Below are 20217 nucleotides of genomic sequence, written 5' to 3' on the forward strand. Positions count from 1 at the left end.
GCCCCGAGTCCTGGCCAGGACTCGGGGCGACCGGCGGTTTTCCGGGTCGACCGGGGAGGTCGGCCGATCAGGCCCGGCCGCGGATCGGGCGGCGCCGGCGGATCACGTGGGCGCCTGCGCCGAGCGCCGCCGCCCCGACGAGGCCCGCGCCGATGGCTGTCTCGGCGGCGGACGGGCCGAAGGAGCCGCCGATGCCGCCCTGTGCACCGTTGCCGGGAAGGATCGTGAACCGGTGCGTGGCGACCAGGCTGTTGTCGTGGCACTTGACCGACAGCGTGTGGTGGCCTGGCGAGGCGTGATTGAAGATCCGGACGGTCGCGAACCCGATGGAGCCGGCCGACAGGTTCGTCTGGGGAAAGTTGCCGTGCGACCAGACCGTGCCGCCGTGGCCGCAGCCGGCGGCACTGACCTGCATCGAGGCGCCCTGGTGCACGGAGTACGGGTTGACCGTGACGTTGCTGGGCCCGCCGTTTCCGCCCGATGGCGGGCCGCCTGCCGGGTTCGCGGTGGCGAACGGAACGCTGAGGCCGATCGCGGCGCAGGCCGCCGCGGTCACGGTGAGAGCGCGGAGAACACGCATGGTGGAACCTCCAGCGGGAAGCGCCCCGGAGCGGTGGCCCGGGCAGATCGACGAGAACGCCTCCCATGACGAACCCTCACGTCGTCTCGCAACCAGCGCATTTCCACCTTTGGGCCGCCCGGTTGAGCGACACGCCGAGGAGCGGACGGGTCTGCTGACGGATCCGCAGGTCACGACCTGTCAGGCATTTATGTGACGATTACCTGGATGGGCGCACCCCTTCCGGCCCCACCACCCGTTCGCCCTCCACCGATCGCCGTCCCACGCGCGCACCCTTAGCGTGCGTGAAGTAGGGCGTACAGGGGTGGGACAAGAACGCGGGTCGGGACCCCCGCGTCGGGAAGGGAGAGCCATGACCGAGGACGAGAGTGAGAGGCCACCGAGGAGGCGCTCCCCCTGGGGAGCCATCGCGCTGGTCATGCTCAGCGGCCTCGCCATGATGCGGAACGGGGCCAGCGTGGACGACGGCCCGCCGCAGCCGGCCGCCGCGGCGGCGGTGTCCGTGCAGTCCGGTCAGCAGCCCGGTCAAGCCGCGGAGCCGCCCGCGCCGCCGCCGGGTCTGGAACTGCTGGAGCACTCGTCGGTCCAGCGCATCCGGATCCCGGCGATCAAGGTGGACGCGCCGGTGATGACGGTCGGGCTGGACGCGCAGGGCTACATCGACGCGCCGCCGCCGCAGGATCCGAACCTGGCCGGCTGGTACCTCAACGGCATCTCGCCCGGCCAGTCGGGCTCGGCGGTGCTCGTGGGCCACGTGGACAACGCGCAGGGCCCGGCGGTCTTCTACGGCCTGGGCTCGGTGCAGAAGGGCAACCACATCGAGGTGGAGCGGTACGACGGGCGCACGGCGGTGTTCGAGGTGTACGGCGTCGAGGTGTTCTCGAAGGAGACGTTCCCCGGAGCCCGGGTGTACGGGGACACCGGCCAGCAGGAGCTCCGGGTGATCACGTGCGGCGGCGGCTACTCGAAGGCCAAGGGCTACGACGGCAACGTCGTGGTCTTCGCCCGCATGGTGGCGACCCGCTGACGGCGCCCAGCCCCACCGCCGCCGCCCCTACCGCCGCCGCCCCCGCTGCCCCCCGCTGCCGCCGCGCCGAGGGAACGTATCCTCAGCGCGGCGGCAGCACCGGCAGCGTCATGCGGTAGCCCCGCGCGAGCAGTTGGGGCAGGTACGAGGACAGGGCCTGGACGCTCTGCGACCGGTTGCCGCCCGCGTCGTGGTTCAGCACGATCACGCCGGGGGCCGCGCCCTTGAGGATCCGCGAGACGATCGCGGTCGTCCCGGGCTCCTTCCAGTCGAGGCTGTCCACGGTCCAGGCGAGCGGCTCCATGCCCAGCTCGGCGCCGATCTCGAACGCGGCCCGGTTCCATGCCCCGTACGGCGCCCGGAACCACTGGGGCGCCTGCCCGACGGCCTGTTGCACGACCTCGCTCGTGCGTCCGATCTCGGAGGCGAGGGCGGGGCGGCTGAGCTTGGGGATGAGCGGGTGGGTCCAGGTGTGGTTGCCGATGACGTGGCCCTCGGCGGCCATCCGGCGCACCAGGTCCCGGTTCTCGCCCGCCATCTCCCCGCAGACGAAGAACATGGCGCGTACGCCGTACCGGGAGAGGGTGTCGAGGATCCCGGGGGTGTAGCGGGGATCGGGGCCGTCGTCGAAGGTGAGCACCATGTCGCTGGCCGAGACTCCGGCCGGGACGTCCAGGATCGGCCGGGTCCGGACGGCCGGCCTGGCGGCGGGCGGCCGGGCGGGGGCCTCGGCGGTCATCGGCCGCAGCCGGTACGACTTCTCGGACAGCCCCTGGGCGCGCTGCCCGGGCGCGCCGGCCACGGGGGCGCCCGGAGCACCGGGACCCGGCCCCGATCCGGCGCCCAGTCCCGCGCCGGGACCGGCGCCCGGGCCGGGTGCGCCGCCCTCGCTTCCGGTGGTGATCAGCCCGGCGGCGGCAGCGACTCCGAGGAAGACGGCGGAGCGCAGGAGCACGCGTCGCCCTACTGTCGGCTCGTCATTTTTCATTACTACTACGTATCAACGACATCGCCGAAGATGTCGAGAGGCGCGAACGCTCCCCCTCCCCCTCACCCGTTCAGCCGCGGCGCACCAGCGGGAACGGAAGCGTCTCCCGGATCGTCAGACCCGTGAGGAACATGACCAGCCGGTCCACGCCGATGCCCAGTCCGCCGGTCGGCGGCATGGCGTACTCCAGTGCGTCCAGGAAGTCGTTGTCGAGTTCCATCGCCTCCGGGTCGCCGCCCGCCGCCAGCAGCGACTGGGCGGTGAGCCGGCGCCGCTGCTCCACGGGGTCGGTCAGCTCGGAGTAGGCGGTGCCCAGTTCGGTGCCGAAGGCCACCAGGTCCCAGCGCTCGGCGAGCCTCGGGTCCTTGCGGTGCTGCCGGGTGAGCGGGGAGACGTCGGTCGGGAAGTCCTTGTAGAAGGTGGGCAGCTCGGTCCTCTCCTCCACCAGCCGCTCGTACATCTCCAGCACCACGTCGCCCCGCGTGTTCTCGGGGGTGTGCGGCACCTTCGCCCGGTCGCACAGCCGCCGCAGCACGTGTTCCTCGGTGTCCGCGTCGACCTCCTCGCCCAGGGCCTCGCTGATCGCCCCGTACATCGTCTTGACCGGCCAGGCCCCGGAGATGTCGTGCACGACGAGCTTGCCGTCCGGGCCCGCCTTGTGGGCGATGGGGGAGCCGAAGGCGGCGGTGGCGGCGCCCTGGATCAGCTCGCGCGTGAGGTCGAGCATGACGTCGTAGTCGGCGAAGGCCTGGTAGGCCTCCAGCATCGTGAACTCGGGGTTGTGCTTGTAGGAGACGCCTTCGTTGCGGAAGGTCCGCCCCATCTCGAAGACCTTCTCCATGCCGCCCACGCACAGCCGCTTCAGATACAGCTCGGGTGCGATGCGCAGGTACAGGTCGAGGTCGTAGGCGTTGATGTGGGTGCGGAACGGCCGGGCGTTGGCGCCGCCGTGGATCTGCTGGAGCATCGGGGTCTCGACCTCCAGGTAGCCCCGCTCCAGCAGGCCCTGGCGCAGCGCCTGCACCGCGCTGGAGCGGGCCCGTACGACGTCGCGCGCCTCGGGGCTGGCGACCAGGTCGAGGTAGCGGCGCCGGACCCGCGCCTCCGGGTCGGCGAGGCCCTTCCGCTTGTCGGGGAGCGGGCGCAGGCACTTGCCGGTGAGCTGCCAGGAGCGGACCACTACGGACAGTTCGCCGCTCTTGCTCGCTCCGACCTCGCCTTCGGCGACGACGTGGTCGCCGAAGTCGACCTGGGAGGTGAAGGAGTCGAGTACCTCGGCCCCGGCTTCGTCCCGCGTGAACATCAGCTGTACGTCCCCGGACCAGTCGCGGAGCACGGCGAAGACCACGCCGCCGAGGTCGCGCACGACCATCACGCGCCCGGCGAGGGTGACCTGTTCGCCGGTCCGCGTGCCGGGCGGGTACCCGGGGTGGGCGGCCTTCAGTTCGGCGACCGTGTGGGTGCGCTGCCGGATGCCGACCGGGTACGGGTCGGTGCCCGCGGCCCGGATCCGCTCCAGCTTGTCGTGCCGGACGCGGACCTGTTCGGGCAGCCGCTCGCCCCGGGCGGCCTCGCCCTCCTCCCCCGCGAGCTCCAGGCCGAGCGAGTCGATGGACGGCAGGCCCGCGGTGTTGGCGGGGGCGGTGAGGCCCTTGGGGTGGCCGTTGCCCCACAGCTTGCGCAGGCTCGGTACGGAGACGAACCCCTCGGCGATGCCGGAGGCGAGGCTGACCCGGGCGAGCGAGCCGGCGTCCTGGTAGCAGAGGAACCGCGGGTACCACTCGGGGCCGTACTTGACGTTGGAGCGGTACAGCGCCTCCAGCTGCCACCACCGGGAGAAGAACAGCAGGAGCTTGCGCCACAGCTTGAGGACGGGTCCGGCGCCGATCCGGCCGCCCTCCTCGAAGGCGGAGCGGAAGACGGCGAAGTTGAGGGAGATCCGGCGCACGCCCAGGCCCGGCGCGGCGGCGCAGAGCTGGGCGACCATGAACTCCATGACCCCGTTGGGGGCGGAGCGGTCGCGGCGCATCAGGTCGAGGGAGATGCCGTCCTTGCCCCAGGGCACGAAGGAGAGCAGGGCGATGAGCTCGCCCTCGGCGTCGAAGGCCTCGACGAGCAGGCAGTCGCCGTCATCGGGGTCCCCGAGCCGGTCCAGCGCCATGGAGAAGCCGCGCTCGGTCTCGGTGTCGCGCCATTTGTCGGCCCGGTCGACGATGAGCCGCATCTCGTCCTCGGTGAGGGCGGAGTGGCGGCGGATCACGGTGGTGGCGCCGGTGCGCTGGACGCGGTTGACGGCCTGGCGGGTGACCCGCATGTCGCGGCCGTCGAGGTCGAAGTGGGCCACGTGCAGGATCGCCTCGTCGCCGAGTTGCAGGGCGCTGAGTCCGGAGCGGGCGTACGCGGTCGCTCCCTCCTCGGAGGCGCCCATGACGGCGGGCTGCCAGCCGTAGCGGCGGGCGACGGCGAGCCAGGCGTCGATGGCGGGCGTCCAGGCGGCCGGGTCGCCGACCGGGTCGCCGCTGGCGAGGCAGACGCCGGCCTCGACGCGGTAGGTGACGCCGGCTCGGCCGTTGGGGGCGAAGACGACGGCCTTGTCGCGCCGGGTGGCGAAGTAGCCGAGGGAGTCCGCCCGCCCGTAGGCGCCGAGGAGGGCGCGGATGCGGGGTTCCTCGTCCCCGTGCAGGGCGGCGGTGAGCCGCTGGGAGCGGAAGAGGGCGGAGGCGGCGTTCAGCAGGGCGAGGGCGCCGAAGAGGCCGAGCAGGAAGTAGAGCGGGCGGGGCGGGCGGCCGTCGAACTGGCGGGCGGAGAAGAGGCCGCCGAAGACCTGTTTGGCGGCCCAGTCCAGCCACTGGCCGCGCGGGAGGGTGCCGGGGAAGAGCGCGACGAGCCCCCAGCCGAGGAGCACTGCGGCGAGCAGGCCCAGGCCGAGCACCATCATGGCCCGCCACAGGGCGCCGGGGCGGGAGGCGGCGTAGAACTCCTTGCGGGCGGCGATCAGCACGGCGAGGGCGGCGACGGCCAGCGCCATGGAGGGGACGCCGATCCAGTACTCCCCCACGGCCATGGTCAGCACGTCGACGAGGACCAGCAGGGCCAGATAGGTGACGACGATCCACCAGGCGACCTTCTTGCGGGTGCCGAGTGCGGCGGCGAGCAGGAAGAGGAAGACGGCGTACGCGAGGTTCGCGCTGACCGGTACGACGATCTCGTCGAGGAAGCGGACGACGTGCCTCAGCAGCCGCCGCAGCGTGGGGGAGAGCGCCAGCACGGCGCACAGCAGGCCGAGCGTTCCGAAGAACGCGCCGAAGGCGTCGGGCACCCGGTTCAGGAAGCGGTTCCGGGTCCCGCGCGTCTCCTCCACGGTGGCACTCATGGTTCGCACTGTAGGGAGGCGTGCGCCGGTCCGCGCGCCGAGCCGGATAGCCTCGGGAGGGTGACTGAGCACGTGAACACGGGATTCGAACGCGGTACGGACGGTCCGAAAGTGATCCTCGCCGGGGTCGACGGGTCGCAGTCCTCGCTCCGCGCCGCGGCGTACGCGGCGGGGCTGGCCCGGCGGCAGAACGCCCTGCTGGCGCTGGTGTACGTCCAGCCGGTGATGCCGGCCGGGGCCTCGCTGGGCGCCCCGGTCGCCGACGCCACCGGGGAGATCGCCGAGGGTCTGGTGGCGGAGATCCGGGAGGCGGCCGAGCGTCTCAAGGGCGTCTACGACGTGCGCTGGCAGTTCCACACCTTCCGCGGCGACCCGTACACAGGCCTGGTGAGCGCGGCGGAGGAGCTGACGGCGGACGCGGTGGTGGTCGGCGCCTCGGAGCAGGCCGGCCACCGCATCGTGGGTTCGGTGGCGGTGCGCCTGGTGAAGGCGGGCCGCTGGCCGGTCACGGTCGTCCCGTAGCGGGGGTCCGCGACCGGCCGGGCGCGTCCTACTCGGCCATGGTGAGCCCGTGCTTGGCCGCGCCGCGGCTGAGGACGGCCTCGGTGACGGTGTCCTGGGCGTCCTGGTACTCGTCCTGGCCGGGGTCCTTGGCGAGGGCGGCGGGCAGGTTGACGACCTTGCCCGCGGACAGGTCCATCATCTGCGGCACGAATTCGGCCTTGGTGACCTGCCAGCGCTGCCCGGCGGCGGCCGGCGGGGCGAAGGTGAAGCGGCCGATCGAGCCGTAGTTGCCGCGCATGTCCCGCGCGCCCGAGTAGTTGAACATCTCGCCGGCGACCTGGTCGCCCATGCCGTAGACGATCCACGTCCCGTTGACCTTCTCGTAGGCCTGCGGGATGTGGGCGTGGGTGCCCAGGATCATGTCGATGTCGGGGCGTCCGGCGGTCTGCGAGGAGGTGAGCGCCTTGCCGAGGGAGAGCTGTTTCTCGTCCGGTTCGGTCTGCCACTCCGTGCCCCAGTGGAGGCTGACGAGCACCACGTCCGCACCTGCCTTCCGGGCGGCCCGCGCGTCGGCGACGATCTTCTCGCGCTCCATCAGGTTGACCGCCCACGGCTGCCCCTCCGGAAGCGGGTAGCCGTTGGTGTCGTAGGTGTACGCGAGGTGTGCGACCTTGGCGGAGCCCGCCGCGTACATCGTGGGCGTGGCGGCCTCGGCCGCCGTGCGGGCGGAACCGGCGTGTTTCAGGCCGGTCTTGTCGAACTTGTCGAGCGTGCGCTTGAGGCCGTCGCCCCCGTCGTCCAGGGTGTGGTTCGAGGCGGTGGAGCAGCCGTCGTACCCGGCGTCCTTCAGTGCGTCGGCGACCTCGGGCGGGGACTGGAAGGCCGGGTAGCCGGTGAAGGGGCCGCCGTCCTCGCCATAGACGGTCTCCATGTGGCAGAGGGCCAGGTCGGCCGCCGCGACCAGGGGTTTGACACGGGAGAACATGGGCCGGAAGTCGTATCCGGAGCCCTCCGCGTCGGCCGCGGCCCGCTTGATGATGGAGTCGTGCGGCAGGACGTCCCCGCTGGCGACCAGGGTGAATCCCCGGCCGGCGGCGGTGGCGGGGGCCCCGGCGCTGGGGGAGGCCTGCGGACCGGAGCCCGGTCCGGCGCCGGGTTGCCGGGTGCTCCCGAGGCGGTTCGGTGCGGACCCGCCGGCCGTGGAGCAGGCCGCGGTCGCCGACAGCAGGGCGGCGGACAGGAGTGCGAGGGCGGCGTGGCGGGTGCGCTTGGGGCACGTGGTCATCTGTCCCGGCTCTCTTTAAGTCGGACTATCCGATTACCTGCAATCCATAGAAGTAGGAGTCCCAAGTCAAGAGACGGCTCCGCCGCCGGCCCCGGCCTCACTCCATTGGCCGTTCGCCGCGCCGTTCGACCGTTCGTCGTCCCGCGCCGCCGCCCACCGGATGACCGGGGGGCTTGGGCGCACCGCCGGGGCCGGACGGTTCCCGGGCGGCCCGGTGCAGGTCAGGGTGGATGCGTCGGACCCGGACGGCCCCCTGGAAGGAGCCCCTCGTGACCCTCTCCCCCACCCTCGAACGCACGGACCCCGAGACGCTCGCCGAACTCCAGCGCGAACACGGGCGGGCTCTGTTCGGATTCCTCCTCGGCCTCACCGCCGGGGACGCACAGCGCGCGGAGGACCTCGTACAGGAGACGCTCGTACGGGTCTGGCAGCATCCGGAGGTCCTGGCGAGCGGTCACGAGTCCCTGCGGCCCTGGCTGTTCACGGTGGCCCGGCGCCTCGCGATCGACGCGCGGCGGGCCCGGCTGTCGCGGCCCCTGGAGGTGGACCCGGAGGGGCTGGAGCAGGCACCGGCGCCCGAGGACGCGGTGGCCGGCTCGGTGACGGCCATCGACGTACGGCGCGCGGTGGGGTGTCTGGGGCCGGAGCACCGGGAGGTGCTGATGCAGGTCTACTTCCGGGACCGCTCCGTGGCCGAGGCCGCAGCGGAGTTGGGGATTCCGACAGGAACGGTCAAGTCCCGGACGTACTACGCCCTGCGCGCCCTCAAGAAGGGACTGCAAGGGTACGGGTACGGGCTCGGCGCCTGAGAACACTCAGCCGGCGAACGAAATGCACTCCAATCGGACACGAACCGCATCGAAATCGGCATCAGACCGTTCAAGTTGAGTAAACATCCCCCGCTCCGCGAGCCGCTCGGTGAAGGCTCTTGGCTGACGACGGGAATGCTCGACGCGCGGGAGAAGGTGGAACGGTGCAGCCCGAGGGTATGAACGGCACCAGTGACGGCGGGCTCGCGGTGCCCATGGCATGGCTGTACGCGGAGTACATCGCCGACGAACTGCTGCGCACCGGCCGGCTGATCCCGGTCAGCACCCTGGAGTTCCGCGCCGGCCGCGACACGCTCGCGCTGACCATCTACCTCTCCGACGCCGCCGGCGAGCTCTCCGGGATCCGGGTGGTCTCCCAGCTCGACGAATGGCTCTCGCTGACGGCGTACGGCCACCCCTGGCGCGACTGGGTCCACACCCGGTTCCTGGCGCTGGGCGAGGAGGCCAGGGAGCGCGGCCGCGGCGAGGACCCCGACCTGGAGCTCGCCCGGGCCGCATGGAACTGGCTGGACCGCACCGAACTGTTCGCCACCAACCTCGACCCCGGCCGCCACGGCCACGCCGACACCCCGCCGGGACTGGACGAGAACGCCCGCGTCTGGACCCCGGCATGGCAACTCGGGCTCCCCCTGGGCCACTTGGCCATGCACCTGTTCTAGGTACGGTCCGCCCGGCGCGGCCCCGCCGGAGGGTCGGTCGGATCCGTCACCAGGCCGGTGAAATCGGCCTCGTTGCGCTCGGCCCGGGTCACGTACCAGCGCGCGATGAGCCACAGCACCGGATACACCAGCAGGCCCAGCGCCGCCCACACCAGCGGACCCGAAGCGGTGCGCGGCAGCAGGAACAGCAGCGGCAGCGTCCCGACCAGCAGGGCGAGGGCGGCCAGTGCGCCGAGGGCGGCGCGCAGCTGGCTGCGCATGAGGGCCCGTACGTAGGTCGCGCCGAGCGTGGTCTGCTCCGAGATCTCGGAGCGGGCCGGGGCGTGCGCGGGCGGCCGCCGGCGGGTGCCGCGCGGTATCCCGGTGACGATCTCCCGCCGGGGCGGCGACTGCTGCTCCTCGGCCATGGGGCCGGAGTCTACGCAGGGCGGGGCTATTTGAGGAGCCTGGACAGCCGGCGGTCGGCCAGGGGCTTCCCCCCGGTCTGGCAGGTGGGGCAGTACTGGAGGGAGGAGTCGGCGAAGGACACCGAGCGGACGGTGTCCCCGCACACCGGGCAGGGCTCGCCGGTCCTGCCGTGCACGCGCAGCCCGCTCTTCTTCTCGGCCTTGAGGTGGCCCGCCGCCACTCCGTGCGAACGCTCCACGGCCTCGCGCAGGGTGTCCTGGACGGCCGCGTACAGGTGGGTGACCTGGCCCTCGTCGAAGGAGGAGGCCAGCTTGAAGGGCGATACGCGCGCCCTGTGCAGGATTTCGTCGCTGTACGCGTTGCCGATGCCGGCGATGACGCTCTGGTCGCGCAACACGCCCTTGATCTGGCGGCGCTCCCCCGCGAGCAGCGCCGCGAAGGCCGCGCGGTCGAAGCCGGGGGCGAGCGGGTCGGGCCCGAGGCGGGCGATGCCGGGCACCTCTGCGGGGTCGCGGACCACGTACACGGCGAGGCGTTTCTGCGTGCCCGCCTCGGTGAGGTCGAACCCGCCGCCGCCCTCCAGTACGAGGCGCAGGGCGAGCGGTCCCTTGCCCGGGCGGGGCGGCTGGGCGGGCAGGGCGTCCTGCCAGCGCAGCCAGCCGGCCCGGGCCAGGTGCGTGACGAGGTACAGGTCGCCGATCGCGAGGGCCAGGAACTTGCCGTACCGGGCGGTGGGCCCGGCCGGCTGTCCTTCGAGGGCGGTGAGCGGCGGATCGTAGGTCTTGAGCACGCTGACGGCGAGCGGGAGGACTCGCTCGACCACCCGCCCGGTGAGGTGCGCGTCGAGGAACTCCCTCAGGGCCTCGACCTCCGGCAGCTCGGGCATGTCCCTAGCCCATCACGAACTCGCACCAGACGCATTTGCCGCTGCCCCGGGACTCCACTCCCCAGGCGTCCGCGAGGCGGTCCACCAGCAGCAGCCCCCGCCCCGACACCCCCGATTCGCCCGCCTCGCGCCGCCTCGGCAGTGCGCTGGACCGGTCCTCCACCTCGACCCGGAGCCGCCGCTGGGGGCCCGGCAGGACGCGCAGGGTCACGATCGCCGGGCCGTCGGTGTGCATGAGGGCGTTCACGATCAGCTCGTCGGCCACCAGCTCGATCTCGTCGGCGCGTTCCCGCGCTCCCCAGGCCCGTACCGCGGCCCCGATCATGTGGCGGGCCGCCACCAGGGCCTCGGGGTCGCCCGGGGCGACGTGCTGCTGGAGGCGGCCGCCGCCCTGCGGGGCGTCCTCCACGTGGCGGCGCAGCAGCAGGAGCGCCATGTCGTCGTCCCCGCCGCGGTCGTCCACGACCTCGCAGAGCCGGTCGGCGAGCCGCTGGAGGTCCGACGGTCCGCTGCGGATCAGGGCGGTCAGCAGGTGGATCCCGTCGTCCAGGTCCGCGCCGGGCTGTTCCACCAGGCCGTCCGTGCACAGCAGAAGCGTTTCCCCCGGATCCAGTTCCACGGTGGTCACGGGGTACTCCAGGCGGCCGAACTCCGCCGAGAGGCCGAGCGGCATGCCGCCTTCCACCGGTACCCGTCGGCAGTCCCCCTCGCGGGTGCGCAGCAGGGGGTCGATGTGACCGGCCCGGACGAGCTGGAGGACCCCCGTCGCGAGGTCGGCCTCGGCGTAGGTGCAGGTCGCGAAGCGGTCGGTGTCCAGCTCGTGCAGGAAGACGGAGGCCCGGGCCATGACGGTGGCCGGCGAGTGCCCTTCGGCGGCGTAGGCGCGCAGCACGATCCGCAGCTGTCCCATCACGGCGGCCGCGTGGGTGTCGTGGCCCTGGACGTCTCCGATGACCGCGCCGACGCGGCCGCCCGGCAGGGGGATGACGTCGTACCAGTCGCCGCCGATGTCCTGGCCCATCCGGGCGGAGCGGTAGCGCACGGCGATCTCACCGCCCGGCACGGAGGGGATGCGCCGGGGCAGCATCGCCTGCTGGAGGCCCTCGGCCAGGTCGTGCTCCTGCTCCAGGAGCATGGCGCGCTGGAGGCTCTGCGCGATGCTGCTGCCGAGGGCGACCAGCAGGTTGCGCTCCTCCTGGGTGAAGCCGGCCTTGTCCTGGTAGAGCAGCCCGATGGCGCCGATCGGCCGGGCCTGGGCGATCAGCGGCAGGTAGGCGGCCGCCGAGATGTCCATGTAGGAGATCTTCGCCCAGAGCCCGGGGTAGCCCGTCGCGAACTCCTGCGCGGAATCGAGGAAGCGGGGCTGGAGCGAGCGCACGACCTCGCTCATCGGGTACTGCTCGTCGATCCGGGTGTACCGGGTGCCGGGGACGAAGCTGCCTTCGGGGCCCTCGGCGACGAGGTGGATCCGCCCGGCCTCGACGAGGCCCATCACCATGCCCATCGAGCCGAGCCGCTCCAGGCCGTGCGCGTCGCCGAGCGCGTCGATGACGTCCTGGACCGTCCGGGCGTGCGCGAGCGCGGCGGTGGTGCTCTCGACGACGGAGGTCTGGCGGCGCCGTTCCTCGTCGAGGCCCAGGCGCTCGGCCGAGTGGCTGAGCTCCTCGGTGGCGTCCCGGACGATGCCGATGATCCGGTACGGGCGCCCGTCGGGGCCGCGCATGACGCGGCCCTGGGTGTGCGTCCAGCGCAGCCGCCCGTCGTGGCAGCGGATGCGGAAGTACGCGCCGTAGCTGTCGACGCCGCTCTTGAGCGCGCTGGAGACGAGGGCGTCGAGCCGGGTCGCCTCGGCGGGCGGGACGCGCGGCCCGAGGGACTCGGGCCGGCCGTCGTACTCCTCGGGGGCCGTGTCGAAGACGTCGAGGGCGGCCGAGTCCATGTGCATGAGCCCGGTGACCAGGTCCCAGTCGAAGCTGCCCATGCGGTTCAGGGAGAGCGACCGGTCCGGGTGTGCGGGCCAGTCGTCCGGCAGCGATACGGTGGTCGGCACCGGTCCACCATGACACACGGGCCGGTCAGGCGCTCTCCAGGTGGGGGCCGCTGTCCGGGGTGGGCGGCTGCTGTTGGTCCGGGACGCCGTAGGGGTCGCTGTCGGGGTCGCCGGGCGCGTACGGATCGCTCGGCCGGGACAGCGGGCCGTCGGGCTCCAGCGGGACCCCCGGGTCACTGGGGAACTGGGGCGGCAGGTCCGAGGGGATGTCCGCGGGAACGTCCGGGGAGGCGTCCTCGGGCGGCCGCGGCGCGGTGGGTACCCCCGGGACACTGGGTGCGCTCGGGACGCCGGGAACGGTCGGGTCCCGCTGCGTGTCCCGGGGGTCGGGCCCGGTCGGCGGGCAGTCGGTCCGGGCGGGCGTCGGGCTCGGATTCGCGCCGGGCGGGGCGGTGCGCGCCAGGCTGTTCCTGTCGGGGGTGGGGCACGGGTCTGCGGGCGAGGTTCCGGGCGGGGTGGCGGGGCCGGTCGGGATGCCGTCGGCCGGGTCGTACGGGGGCGGCGTACGGGGGATGCGGTCCTGGGCGCCGTCGTCGCCGCTCTTGCGCTCGATCCAGGTGTTGTTGGAGACGTTGACGATGACCAGGTTGTTGATCACATGGACGGTCGGCTCGATCACGACGACCTGGTTGGGGTGGTAGCCGCTCCAGGTGTCCCCCTTCTGCACCGGGGAGCCCTTGGCGGAGCGCGGGGCCTGGAGCGGGTTCCCGCAGGCGCAGCGGACCCGGGGCATCCCGTGGTCGTCGACGAGGACGGCGGTTCCGGCCTGGAGCACGGACTGGAAGCTGTTCGCCCGCCCGCCGCTGAAGCCGTGGTTGGTGACCCGGGTGTCGGCGCGCAGCACCACCGGGGTGAGGGCGCGCAGGAAGTCCGGGATCTTCTCCTGTTCGACGTTGGAGGCCTCGGCGAAGGCGCGGGCCTTGGCGTCGTCGCCGGTGAGGGCGCGGACCTGCTGTTCCACGTCGCAGCTGCCGAGGCGGTGGGTTCCGCCGTAGAGGCCGGGGGTGGCTGCGTTGACGGTACGGATGCCCTGGCCGGTCGGGTTGGGGAGCGGGGGCTGGACGGGGGCCGACTCGCCGGTGGCGGAGGAGGCGGTGAAGGGGTCGGGGCCGGCCGAGGCCACGGGCTGGAGGTGGACCTCCTGGCTCTCGGCGGCCGGGCCCTTGGTCTGCCCGTCGTCTCCGGAGGCTCCGCAGGCGGCGGCGAGGAGCCCGAGGGCGGTGAAGAGGGCTGCGCGGGCCGGTGTGTGACGACTCGGCGCCTGACGAGGTGTCGGAGGTGTCGGTGCGTGCACGTGAGTTCTCCCTTTTCGCCCCGGTTGGTTCCTCTTGTCTGCCGCATCCGCGCGATCACCGCAACCGGAGCGCCGACGGGCGGCTTGAACATGTTCAAGGAACCCCGTAGGGTCACGACCGTGAGTTGAACGCGTTCAACGCGTTCGTGCGGGAGGGGAGTCCACGGTGACGGTACTGGTGAACCTGATCGTCACCCTGGGCATGCTCTACGTCGTCCCCGCGGGCCTGCGCCTGATCGACCCGGCCGGACTGCGCCGGGCCGCCCGGCTCTGGCCGCTGGCCGCCGCCCCCGGGGCGCTGTGCCTGTGGCTGCCCCGCGGGACCGCCGCCACGGCGCTCGCCGCACTCTACGCGGCGGCCACCCTGGCCCTTGCGGCGCGGGCCCCGGCCCGGCTGCTGCGGACCCGGGCCACCGGGAACCCGCTCGCCCCGCCCGAGGTCGCTGTGCTCACCGCGCTGCTGTCGCCGTCGGTGGCCGGGACCGCGCTGGTCGCCGAACGCGCCGGGTACCGGCTCTTCGGCTTCGACCTCGACATCCTGGCGCTGACCGTGCCGCACTTCCACTTCGCCGGGTTCACGGCCGCGCTGGTCGCGGGCCTGGTGTGCCGCGGCGTCGGGGCCCGGGCCGCGAGCGGGCCGGCGCGCTGGGCCGCGTACAGCGTCCCGGCGGGCACCCTGCTCGTCCTGCTCGGCTACTTCGTCGACGACTGGGCCGAGCTGGTCGGCGCGGTGGTGCTGACCGGCGGCATGTGGGCGGTGGCCCTGCTGACCTGGCGGGAGATCCGGCCCGGTGCCCGCGACCGCGCCACCGGGGCACTGCTCGCCACCTCGGCCGCCGTACTGGTGGCCACCATGCTGCTCGCCCTGTGGTGGGCGCTCGGCGAGGCCACCGGGGTCGTGCACCCCACCCTGACCTGGATGGCCGCGACCCACGGCCTCGGGAACGCGCTCGGATTCGCCCTGTGCTCGGTACTGGCCTGGCGCCGCCTGGCCGCCGACCGAATGGAGACCCTGCCATGACCCGCCTCCTCAACACCGGGCGCCCCGCCCCGGCCGGGCCCGGCTTCAACTACCCCGACGTCGGCGCGACCCGGCGGCGCCCGCTGCCCGCCGCCTACCACCACCTGCACCACCGGACCCGGATCGGCTATGGCCGCGCCGTCTTCGAAGCCGCCGGGGCGGCGGTGTGCGGCTTCGCGATGCACCGGGCCACCGGCGCGATCGTCCGGGCCGGTGCGCGGACCGCGCGGCCCGGCACCCGGGTGGACATCGGCCTCGGCTTCGGACCGATGCGCATCACCGTGCCGTGCCGGGTGCTCTGGACCCCGCAGGAGCCGGACCTGGCCGGATTCGCCTACGGGACCCTGACCGGGCACCCCGAGGCCGGGGAGGAGTCCTTCCTCGTGCGGCTCGACGGGGACGGCGCGGTCTGGTTCGAGGTCACCGCCTTCAGCCGCCCGGGCGTCTGGTACACCCGCCTGGCGGGCCCGGTCGTCCCCGTGCTGCAGAAGGCGTACGCCCGGATGCTGGGCCGCGCCCTGCGCAAGCTGGCCGGTGCCGCCCGACCGGCCTGATACTGGAGGCGATGGACTGGTTCACGGCGCCCGGATACTGGCTGGGCCGGCTGGTCTTCCAGCGGGCCCTGGCCGGTGTCTACCTCGTCGCCTTCGCCGGCGCCGCCCTGCAGTTCCGGGCACTGATCGGGGCGCACGGCATGCTGCCCGTGCCGCGGTACGTGCGGTACGCGCCCTTCCGGCACGCCCCGAGCCTCTTCCAACTCCACTACTCCGACCGCTTCTTCGCCGCCTGCGCCTGGGGCGGGGCCGCGCTGGCGGCGGCACTCGCGGCGGGGGCCGGGGACGCGGTGCCGCTGGGCGCCGCGATGGCCATGTGGGCCCTGCTGTGGCTGCTGTACCTGTCGATCGTGAACGTGGGGCAGACCTGGTACTCCTTCGGCTGGGAGTCGCTCCTGCTGGAGGCGGGCTTCCTCGCCGTCTTCCTCGGCAACGCGCGCACCGGACCGCCGGTCCTGGTGCTGTGGCTGCTGCGCTGGGTGGTCTTCCGGGTGGAGTTCGGCGCGGGGCTGATCAAGATGCGCGGGGACGCCTGCTGGCGGGGGCTCACCTGCCTGTACTACCACCACGAGACGCAGCCGATGCCGGGGCCGCTGAGCTGGTTCTTCCACCATCTGCCGAGGCCGCTGCACCGGGTGGAGTGCGCGGCCAACCACGTGACGCAGCTGCTCGTTCCGGTGCTGCTGTTCACTCCGCAGCCGGTGGCCTCGTACGCGGCCGGGATCATCGTGGCGACGCAGCTGTGGCTGGTGCTGTCGGGGAACTTCGCCTGGCTGAACTGGCTGACGATCACCCTGGCCCTGCCCGCGGTCGACTTCACCGGGCTCGCCGGACCGCCCCCGGCCGCGGCCTCCCGGCAGGGCCCGGTCTGGTTCGTGGTCCTCGTGTGCGCGGTGACCGCCCTGGTGCTGGTCCTGAGCCGGCACCCGGTGGCCAACATGGTCTCGCGCCGCCAGGTGATGAACCGCTCCTTCGACTCGCTCCACCTGGTCAACACCTACGGGGCGTTCGGCACGGTGGGCCGGATCCGCGACGAGATCGTGGTGGAGGGCACCGCCGACGCGCTGCCGCGGGAGGACGGCGCGTGGCGCGAGTACGGCTTCAAGGGCAAACCGGGTGAACTGCGCAGGATTCCGCGCCAGTTCGCGCCCTACCACCTAAGACTTGATTGGCTTCTCTGGTTTGTCGCCCTCTCCCCCTCCTACGGAGCCTCCTGGTTCGGCGGCTTCATCGAGCGACTGCTGATCAACGACAGGGATACCCTCCGACTGATCCGCCGCAATCCCTTCCCGGACCGGCCCCCTACCTACGTCCGCGCCAGGATCTACCGCTACCGATTTACCACCTGGCGTGAGCTACGCGAGACGGGCGCTTGGTGGCACCGCACCTTCGTGCGGGACCTCCTACCGCCCACCCGGCTGGAGATCGAACCAGCCCCGGAGAACGAGGACGACCCCCCTCCCTGAGGGTCACATTCCAACTTCCCTGGATGAACTAACCCCCTCCGCCGACAGGCCCACGAGGGGGTCAGTTCATTCATGCAGACCTGGACGCCTAGAGCTCGGCAGCCTTGGCATACGAGGAGGGCGGGCCAGACGGAGTACCAGGTCACCCAGTACTCCGGACCATGGCCAAGAGGACAGGGGAGTCCGGGGACGGCTGGCTCGTACCGAGCGGGGTGTAGTTCCACGACTCGTAGATGCGCCGAACCTTCCCATCGCCAGCCTCCGGGTTCACCATCAGGCTCACGTATTTCTCTTCGCGGCCCGCGAGAAGGTGATCGTGGATGCGCTGGGCGGCGCCGGTTCCTCGCCAGGCGGGGCGGACACCCAGCTCCTTGAGGGCGAAGCCGCTTCCGCGGAGCGACAGGTCATCAGGGAAGGGTGTGATCCGAGCCCAGTACCTGTCGTCCGGTCCAGCATGGTTGCCGTAGACGTACCCGACCGGCTCGTCTCCGTCGTAACCGATTACGACCTCGAACCCTTCGTCCGTGGCGTGCCGATCAAGGCGCTCGGAGACGGTACTGACAGCGTAATTCGGCAGGTGCAGCAGCGGCGCTCGGACCTCTGCCCACAGGTCCAGGAACGTCTTCTTCACGGCCCCCAGCTCGGTGTACCGCTGGAGGGTGAGCGTGCTCGTCATAGGCCGGCCTTCCGTGTGTCGAGTGCGTATTGAGTCCAGCTAGCGGCTTCGGCGCTCCCGGGGGCCAGGGTCTGGAGCCGCTTCCCGAAGACGTGGAGCATCCCCGCTACCCGAGGGTGCAGCATCGCTGCGTCGCGGGACACGGACATCGCGGTTGCGACCGCAGGCTCCAGGTCACCCTGTTCCAACTGGGCTCGCGCGAGTCGAGTCGTGGAGATGGCCTTCGAGCGGGCCATGTGGGGGCGCACGCTCGCCAGACACTGATGGGCGTGGTACTCGGCTCGGGCGTGGTCGCCCAGAGCCAGGTATGCGGACAAGGCGAGGGAATGAAGTTCAGCCTGGTCGAAGAAGGCGTTCATCCAGACCGGCCGGTAAGCCAACGGGTCGGCTCGGTCCATGGCGACCTGGGCATCATGGAAGGCTCTGCGGGTCGCGGTCTTGTCACCAGCGGCCCCGTGGATCGCACCTTGGCGAGCGAGCCCGAGCGAGGCGAACATGGGGTCGCGGCGGGTGAGGTCCAGGTTCCTGGCGACCTGGTTCGCGGCGGCTGCGTCGACATGGCGCCCCATGTGCCGGTACATGGTGCCGGCGTGTGACCAGATCCGGAACTTGATGGCGGAGTCACCGGACATCTCAGCCAGGTGTTGAGCTGCCTGCATGTGCGCGATGGCGGCGTCGTACCTACGGCCGTCGATCGCGGCCCACATAGCGGAGCTTCGGAAGGCAGCGGCAGTGCCGTACAGGTGACTACGGACTCGCTGACTGGCGCTCCCTGACTCCTGGAGGTCGAGAGCCTCACCGGACATGGAAGCAGCCTTGACCTCGATGTCTCGCTGACCCCCATGCCGGTGATCACTAGCAATGATCTCTGCGAACCGCTCCTGGAGCCGCTCGACGTCTTGGGTCCCGATCCGCTTGGGCGAGGCGGAGGCGGTGGCCGGAATTGCACTAGAGGCGACGATGCTGGTGGTTGCGGTGACAAAGCGGCGACGGAGCACGGAGTCCTCCCGAAGTGCTTCGGAGCTAGGTGGTCTAAACCCTAGTTCCGCGATCGGGCGTCCGAAAACGGACTCCAAAGCAATCCGCGTCTTACCGAAAGGGCGGCTGGTCGAGCCGTTCAGCAGGTTCCTCACGGTGCGATCCGAGAAGTTGCCGGTCCTGCCGGTCAGCTGCTGGAGCGCAGTGTTCATCTGACCTGCTAACTCTTCTTGCTTGAAGCCGAGTTTGGCCAGTGCCGCCTTCAGTTCGGCGTTCTCTCCCATGTTGCACAAAGTAGTCGGGACACCACGGAGCAGGCCAGGGGTCGGGTAATCACGGCGCAAAGTTTTCCGGTCGACCTCAACGGCCTCGCCCTCAACTCTTCCTGTCGCTAAGGCAGTCAGCGGTCCAATCTGTTACTCACAAGGCCAGAGGTGATCAACGGAGGTGAGAAGTGAGAACCATGGCGATGGACGAGGAGCTGAGGAAAGGCGAGCAAGCGGCGGCCGACCTGAAGGCAGCTTTCGCGGCCAACGACCTGCCGAGCGTCGCCCTGTTCGAGGACCCCAGAATCCCCGGATGTTGGCGCTTCACCAGCATGACCACTCGTGACATGGAGCGCCTGACCCACATTCTCACCAACTGGAGCACGAGGTGACTTTCGTGGAAGGGGACGTGGTTGTGGACGCTCTGAGTCGAGTCGGTCGTGTGGACGCGGTGAACGACGAGGTTCTGACCCTGGTAGGCCCGCCGGGAGACACGAGCTGGACCACGGAAGCCCGCCTCTGCCACTACGCCAGCGAGGACGAGGAGAAGGTCATCATCGGTGACCGCCCGGTTCGCGTCATCGGGAACCACGAGCCTCCGGTGAGAAGGAGGTGAGAGGGTTGAGTCAGCGCGAGAGGGAGCCCCGCTTCCGCAAGGGGGATCGGGTCACGGACACCGAACGCGGCGAGCGGGGTGTCGTGAAGGTGGTCCACCGAGGAGTTCTGGAGCTGGAGAACAGCAACGGCTTCGTGTGGCCCGCTATGGAGACGGTCTGCGTGAAGGCCACCTCTTCCGGAGATTCACGGAACCGAGGCCGCGGTGGGACCAAAGGGCCGGGGCTGGCTAAGCCGAAAGGCCCGATCGGTTACGAGGCGATCGAGTGCCCGCCCAACAGCGTCCGCGTCGGAGACCTCATCCCGCTGGACGGCAGGTACCACCGCGTGGATGACATGAGGGCTACGAGCGGACGCTCCCAGCGAGTGCTGATCTTCCGCACCCACGCCCCCTGGCTCATGACCGTGCACGGAAAGGTCTACCGCCCCCGGGCGCGAATCGCCGCCTAGATTCCCCGCCCCGGCCGTCAGGAAGGGGGCCGGGGTGGGGGCTCCAACCCAGACGGAAGCAATGACTCGGATCGTCCTCATCACACCATCGGTAGCCGACCTCGGTTACCCACACCAAGTCTTCCGTGACCCGGACACCCAACGGATCTACGCGTTGAGATGCCCAGGGATCGGCTGTGGTCGGCTCGCCGCCGTGACCCGAGGCCGCATCACCAACCACACGAACTACACGCTCACCGAGCCGTGCTCCATATCGGGTGTCCCTGTAGAAGACCGAGCGGCCGGGCGCCGGCCTACCCGCACCATC

At 71.6% G+C, this 20217-nt stretch carries 20 protein-coding genes; 10 read left to right on the top strand and 10 right to left on the bottom strand.

From position 1 onward, the window contains the following. Positions 1-67: 67 nt before the first annotated feature. Complete coding sequence (locus AB0M99_RS33700; RefSeq protein WP_365927326.1) at positions 68-580, bottom strand: hypothetical protein; 513 nt, start codon at positions 578-580, stop codon at positions 68-70. A gap of 352 nt (positions 581-932) precedes the next feature. Between AB0M99_RS33700 and AB0M99_RS33705 the strand changes: the two genes are divergently transcribed. Further along, positions 933-1607: a class F sortase gene (locus AB0M99_RS33705; protein ID WP_365927327.1), complete on the top strand. Its 675-nt coding sequence runs from the start codon at positions 933-935 to the stop codon at positions 1605-1607. An 82-nt stretch (positions 1608-1689) separates the two neighbouring features. Here the strand turns inward: AB0M99_RS33705 and AB0M99_RS33710 are convergent, their stop codons facing one another. Further along, the gene (locus tag AB0M99_RS33710) at positions 1690-2595 is read right to left on the bottom strand and encodes a polysaccharide deacetylase family protein (RefSeq protein ID WP_365927329.1); all 906 of its coding nucleotides are present in this window, start codon (positions 2593-2595) and stop codon (positions 1690-1692) included. Positions 2596-2665: 70 nt separating this feature from the next. Then, on the bottom strand, positions 2666-5968 hold the full coding sequence (gene lysX / locus AB0M99_RS33715) for a bifunctional lysylphosphatidylglycerol synthetase/lysine--tRNA ligase LysX (protein WP_365927331.1): 3303 nt from the start codon (positions 5966-5968) through the stop codon (positions 2666-2668). A gap of 60 nt (positions 5969-6028) precedes the next feature. Between lysX and AB0M99_RS33720 the strand changes: the two genes are divergently transcribed. Next, the gene (locus AB0M99_RS33720; protein WP_365927333.1) at positions 6029-6490 is read left to right on the top strand and encodes a universal stress protein; all 462 of its coding nucleotides are present in this window, start codon (positions 6029-6031) and stop codon (positions 6488-6490) included. A gap of 28 nt (positions 6491-6518) precedes the next feature. Here AB0M99_RS33720 and AB0M99_RS33725 read toward each other — a convergent pair whose 3' ends face one another. Next, positions 6519-7757, bottom strand: a complete 1239-nt coding sequence (locus AB0M99_RS33725) for a CapA family protein (protein ID WP_365927334.1) — start codon at positions 7755-7757, stop codon at positions 6519-6521. Positions 7758-8026: 269 nt separating this feature from the next. Here AB0M99_RS33725 and AB0M99_RS33730 point away from each other — a divergent pair, with 269 nt between their 5' ends. Together AB0M99_RS33730 and AB0M99_RS33735 are read left to right on the top strand one after the other, a co-directional pair. Next, on the top strand, positions 8027-8566 hold the full coding sequence (locus tag AB0M99_RS33730; RefSeq protein WP_365927336.1) for a sigma-70 family RNA polymerase sigma factor: 540 nt from the start codon (positions 8027-8029) through the stop codon (positions 8564-8566). Between the two features lie 179 nt (positions 8567-8745). After that, complete coding sequence (locus AB0M99_RS33735; RefSeq protein ID WP_365927394.1) at positions 8746-9246, top strand: hypothetical protein; 501 nt, start codon at positions 8746-8748, stop codon at positions 9244-9246. On the opposite strand, the gene AB0M99_RS33740 is transcribed toward AB0M99_RS33735, so the two are convergent. Genes AB0M99_RS33740 through AB0M99_RS33755 form a run of 4 tightly spaced genes read right to left on the bottom strand, consistent with a single transcriptional unit; the run spans position 9243 to position 13884 of the window. Further along, complete coding sequence (locus AB0M99_RS33740; protein WP_365927338.1) at positions 9243-9653, bottom strand: hypothetical protein; 411 nt, start codon at positions 9651-9653, stop codon at positions 9243-9245. The two genes, AB0M99_RS33735 and AB0M99_RS33740, sit on opposite strands and share 4 nt — an antisense overlap. A 26-nt stretch (positions 9654-9679) precedes the next feature. Further along, positions 9680-10540 carry a DNA-formamidopyrimidine glycosylase family protein gene (locus AB0M99_RS33745; protein WP_365927340.1) on the bottom strand — a complete coding sequence of 287 codons (861 nt, stop codon included), beginning with the start codon at positions 10538-10540 and terminating at the stop codon, positions 9680-9682. A 4-nt stretch (positions 10541-10544) separates the two neighbouring features. After that, entirely contained in the window at positions 10545-12608 is a 2064-nt protein-coding gene (locus tag AB0M99_RS33750) for a SpoIIE family protein phosphatase (RefSeq protein WP_365927342.1), read from the bottom strand. Between the two features lie 7 nt (positions 12609-12615). Beyond that, positions 12616-13884: a DUF6777 domain-containing protein gene (locus AB0M99_RS33755; RefSeq protein ID WP_365927344.1), complete on the bottom strand. Its 1269-nt coding sequence runs from the start codon at positions 13882-13884 to the stop codon at positions 12616-12618. A gap of 166 nt (positions 13885-14050) precedes the next feature. On the opposite strand from AB0M99_RS33755, the gene AB0M99_RS33760 reads away from it, so the two are divergent. The 3 genes from AB0M99_RS33760 to AB0M99_RS33770 are packed head-to-tail and all read left to right on the top strand — an operon-like array spanning position 14051 to position 16925. Beyond that, positions 14051-14905, top strand: coding sequence for a YndJ family protein (locus tag AB0M99_RS33760; protein ID WP_365927346.1), 855 nt, complete (start codon positions 14051-14053; stop codon positions 14903-14905). Next, the gene (locus tag AB0M99_RS33765; RefSeq protein WP_365927348.1) at positions 14902-15459 is read left to right on the top strand and encodes a DUF1990 domain-containing protein; all 558 of its coding nucleotides are present in this window, start codon (positions 14902-14904) and stop codon (positions 15457-15459) included. Before AB0M99_RS33760 ends, AB0M99_RS33765 begins: the two co-directional genes overlap by 4 nt. Positions 15460-15470: 11 nt before the next feature. Further along, positions 15471-16925, top strand: a complete 1455-nt coding sequence (locus tag AB0M99_RS33770) for a lipase maturation factor family protein (protein ID WP_365927352.1) — start codon at positions 15471-15473, stop codon at positions 16923-16925. A gap of 142 nt (positions 16926-17067) precedes the next feature. On the opposite strand, the gene AB0M99_RS33775 is transcribed toward AB0M99_RS33770, so the two are convergent. Together AB0M99_RS33775 and AB0M99_RS33780 are read right to left on the bottom strand one after the other, a co-directional pair. After that, positions 17068-17601: a GNAT family N-acetyltransferase gene (locus AB0M99_RS33775; RefSeq protein ID WP_365927354.1), complete on the bottom strand. Its 534-nt coding sequence runs from the start codon at positions 17599-17601 to the stop codon at positions 17068-17070. Then, positions 17598-18863, bottom strand: a complete 1266-nt coding sequence (locus tag AB0M99_RS33780) for an XRE family transcriptional regulator (protein WP_365927356.1) — start codon at positions 18861-18863, stop codon at positions 17598-17600. Before AB0M99_RS33780 ends, AB0M99_RS33775 begins: the two co-directional genes overlap by 4 nt. A gap of 179 nt (positions 18864-19042) precedes the next feature. Between AB0M99_RS33780 and AB0M99_RS33785 the strand changes: the two genes are divergently transcribed. The 3 genes from AB0M99_RS33785 to AB0M99_RS33795 are packed head-to-tail and all read left to right on the top strand — an operon-like array spanning position 19043 to position 19910. Continuing rightward, complete coding sequence (locus AB0M99_RS33785) at positions 19043-19237, top strand: hypothetical protein (protein WP_365927358.1); 195 nt, start codon at positions 19043-19045, stop codon at positions 19235-19237. After that, positions 19234-19461 (top strand): hypothetical protein, encoded by a 228-nt coding sequence (locus AB0M99_RS33790; protein WP_365927360.1) that lies wholly within the window; start codon positions 19234-19236, stop codon positions 19459-19461. The genes AB0M99_RS33785 and AB0M99_RS33790 overlap by 4 nt, the downstream gene beginning before the upstream one ends. 5 nt (positions 19462-19466) lie before the next feature. Continuing rightward, entirely contained in the window at positions 19467-19910 is a 444-nt protein-coding gene (locus tag AB0M99_RS33795; protein ID WP_365927362.1) for a hypothetical protein, read from the top strand. The last annotated feature ends 307 nt before the right edge of the window (positions 19911-20217 follow it).

The sequence above is a fragment of the Streptomyces sp. NPDC051183 genome (assembly GCF_040682455.1).
GTDB lineage: Bacteria > Actinomycetota > Actinomycetes > Streptomycetales > Streptomycetaceae > Streptomyces.

Bases quoted from the DNA above. Each gene is read 5' to 3' on its own strand.
- AB0M99_RS33700 (WP_365927326.1), bottom strand. From the start codon at position 580: ATGCGTGTTCTCCGCGCTCTCACCGTGACCGCGGCGGCCTGCGCCGCG.
- AB0M99_RS33705 (WP_365927327.1), top strand. From the start codon at position 933: ATGACCGAGGACGAGAGTGAGAGGCCACCGAGGAGGCGCTCCCCCTGG.
- AB0M99_RS33710 (WP_365927329.1), bottom strand. From the start codon at position 2,595: ATGAAAAATGACGAGCCGACAGTAGGGCGACGCGTGCTCCTGCGCTCC.
- lysX (WP_365927331.1), bottom strand. From the start codon at position 5,968: ATGAGTGCCACCGTGGAGGAGACGCGCGGGACCCGGAACCGCTTCCTG.
- AB0M99_RS33725 (WP_365927334.1), bottom strand. From the start codon at position 7,757: ATGACCACGTGCCCCAAGCGCACCCGCCACGCCGCCCTCGCACTCCTG.
- AB0M99_RS33735 (WP_365927394.1), top strand. From the start codon at position 8,746: ATGAACGGCACCAGTGACGGCGGGCTCGCGGTGCCCATGGCATGGCTG.
- AB0M99_RS33740 (WP_365927338.1), bottom strand. From the start codon at position 9,653: ATGGCCGAGGAGCAGCAGTCGCCGCCCCGGCGGGAGATCGTCACCGGG.
- AB0M99_RS33745 (WP_365927340.1), bottom strand. From the start codon at position 10,540: ATGCCCGAGCTGCCGGAGGTCGAGGCCCTGAGGGAGTTCCTCGACGCG.
- AB0M99_RS33765 (WP_365927348.1), top strand. From the start codon at position 14,902: ATGACCCGCCTCCTCAACACCGGGCGCCCCGCCCCGGCCGGGCCCGGC.
- AB0M99_RS33770 (WP_365927352.1), top strand. From the start codon at position 15,471: ATGGACTGGTTCACGGCGCCCGGATACTGGCTGGGCCGGCTGGTCTTC.
- AB0M99_RS33775 (WP_365927354.1), bottom strand. From the start codon at position 17,601: ATGACGAGCACGCTCACCCTCCAGCGGTACACCGAGCTGGGGGCCGTG.
- AB0M99_RS33780 (WP_365927356.1), bottom strand. From the start codon at position 18,863: ATGGGAGAGAACGCCGAACTGAAGGCGGCACTGGCCAAACTCGGCTTC.
- AB0M99_RS33785 (WP_365927358.1), top strand. From the start codon at position 19,043: ATGGCGATGGACGAGGAGCTGAGGAAAGGCGAGCAAGCGGCGGCCGAC.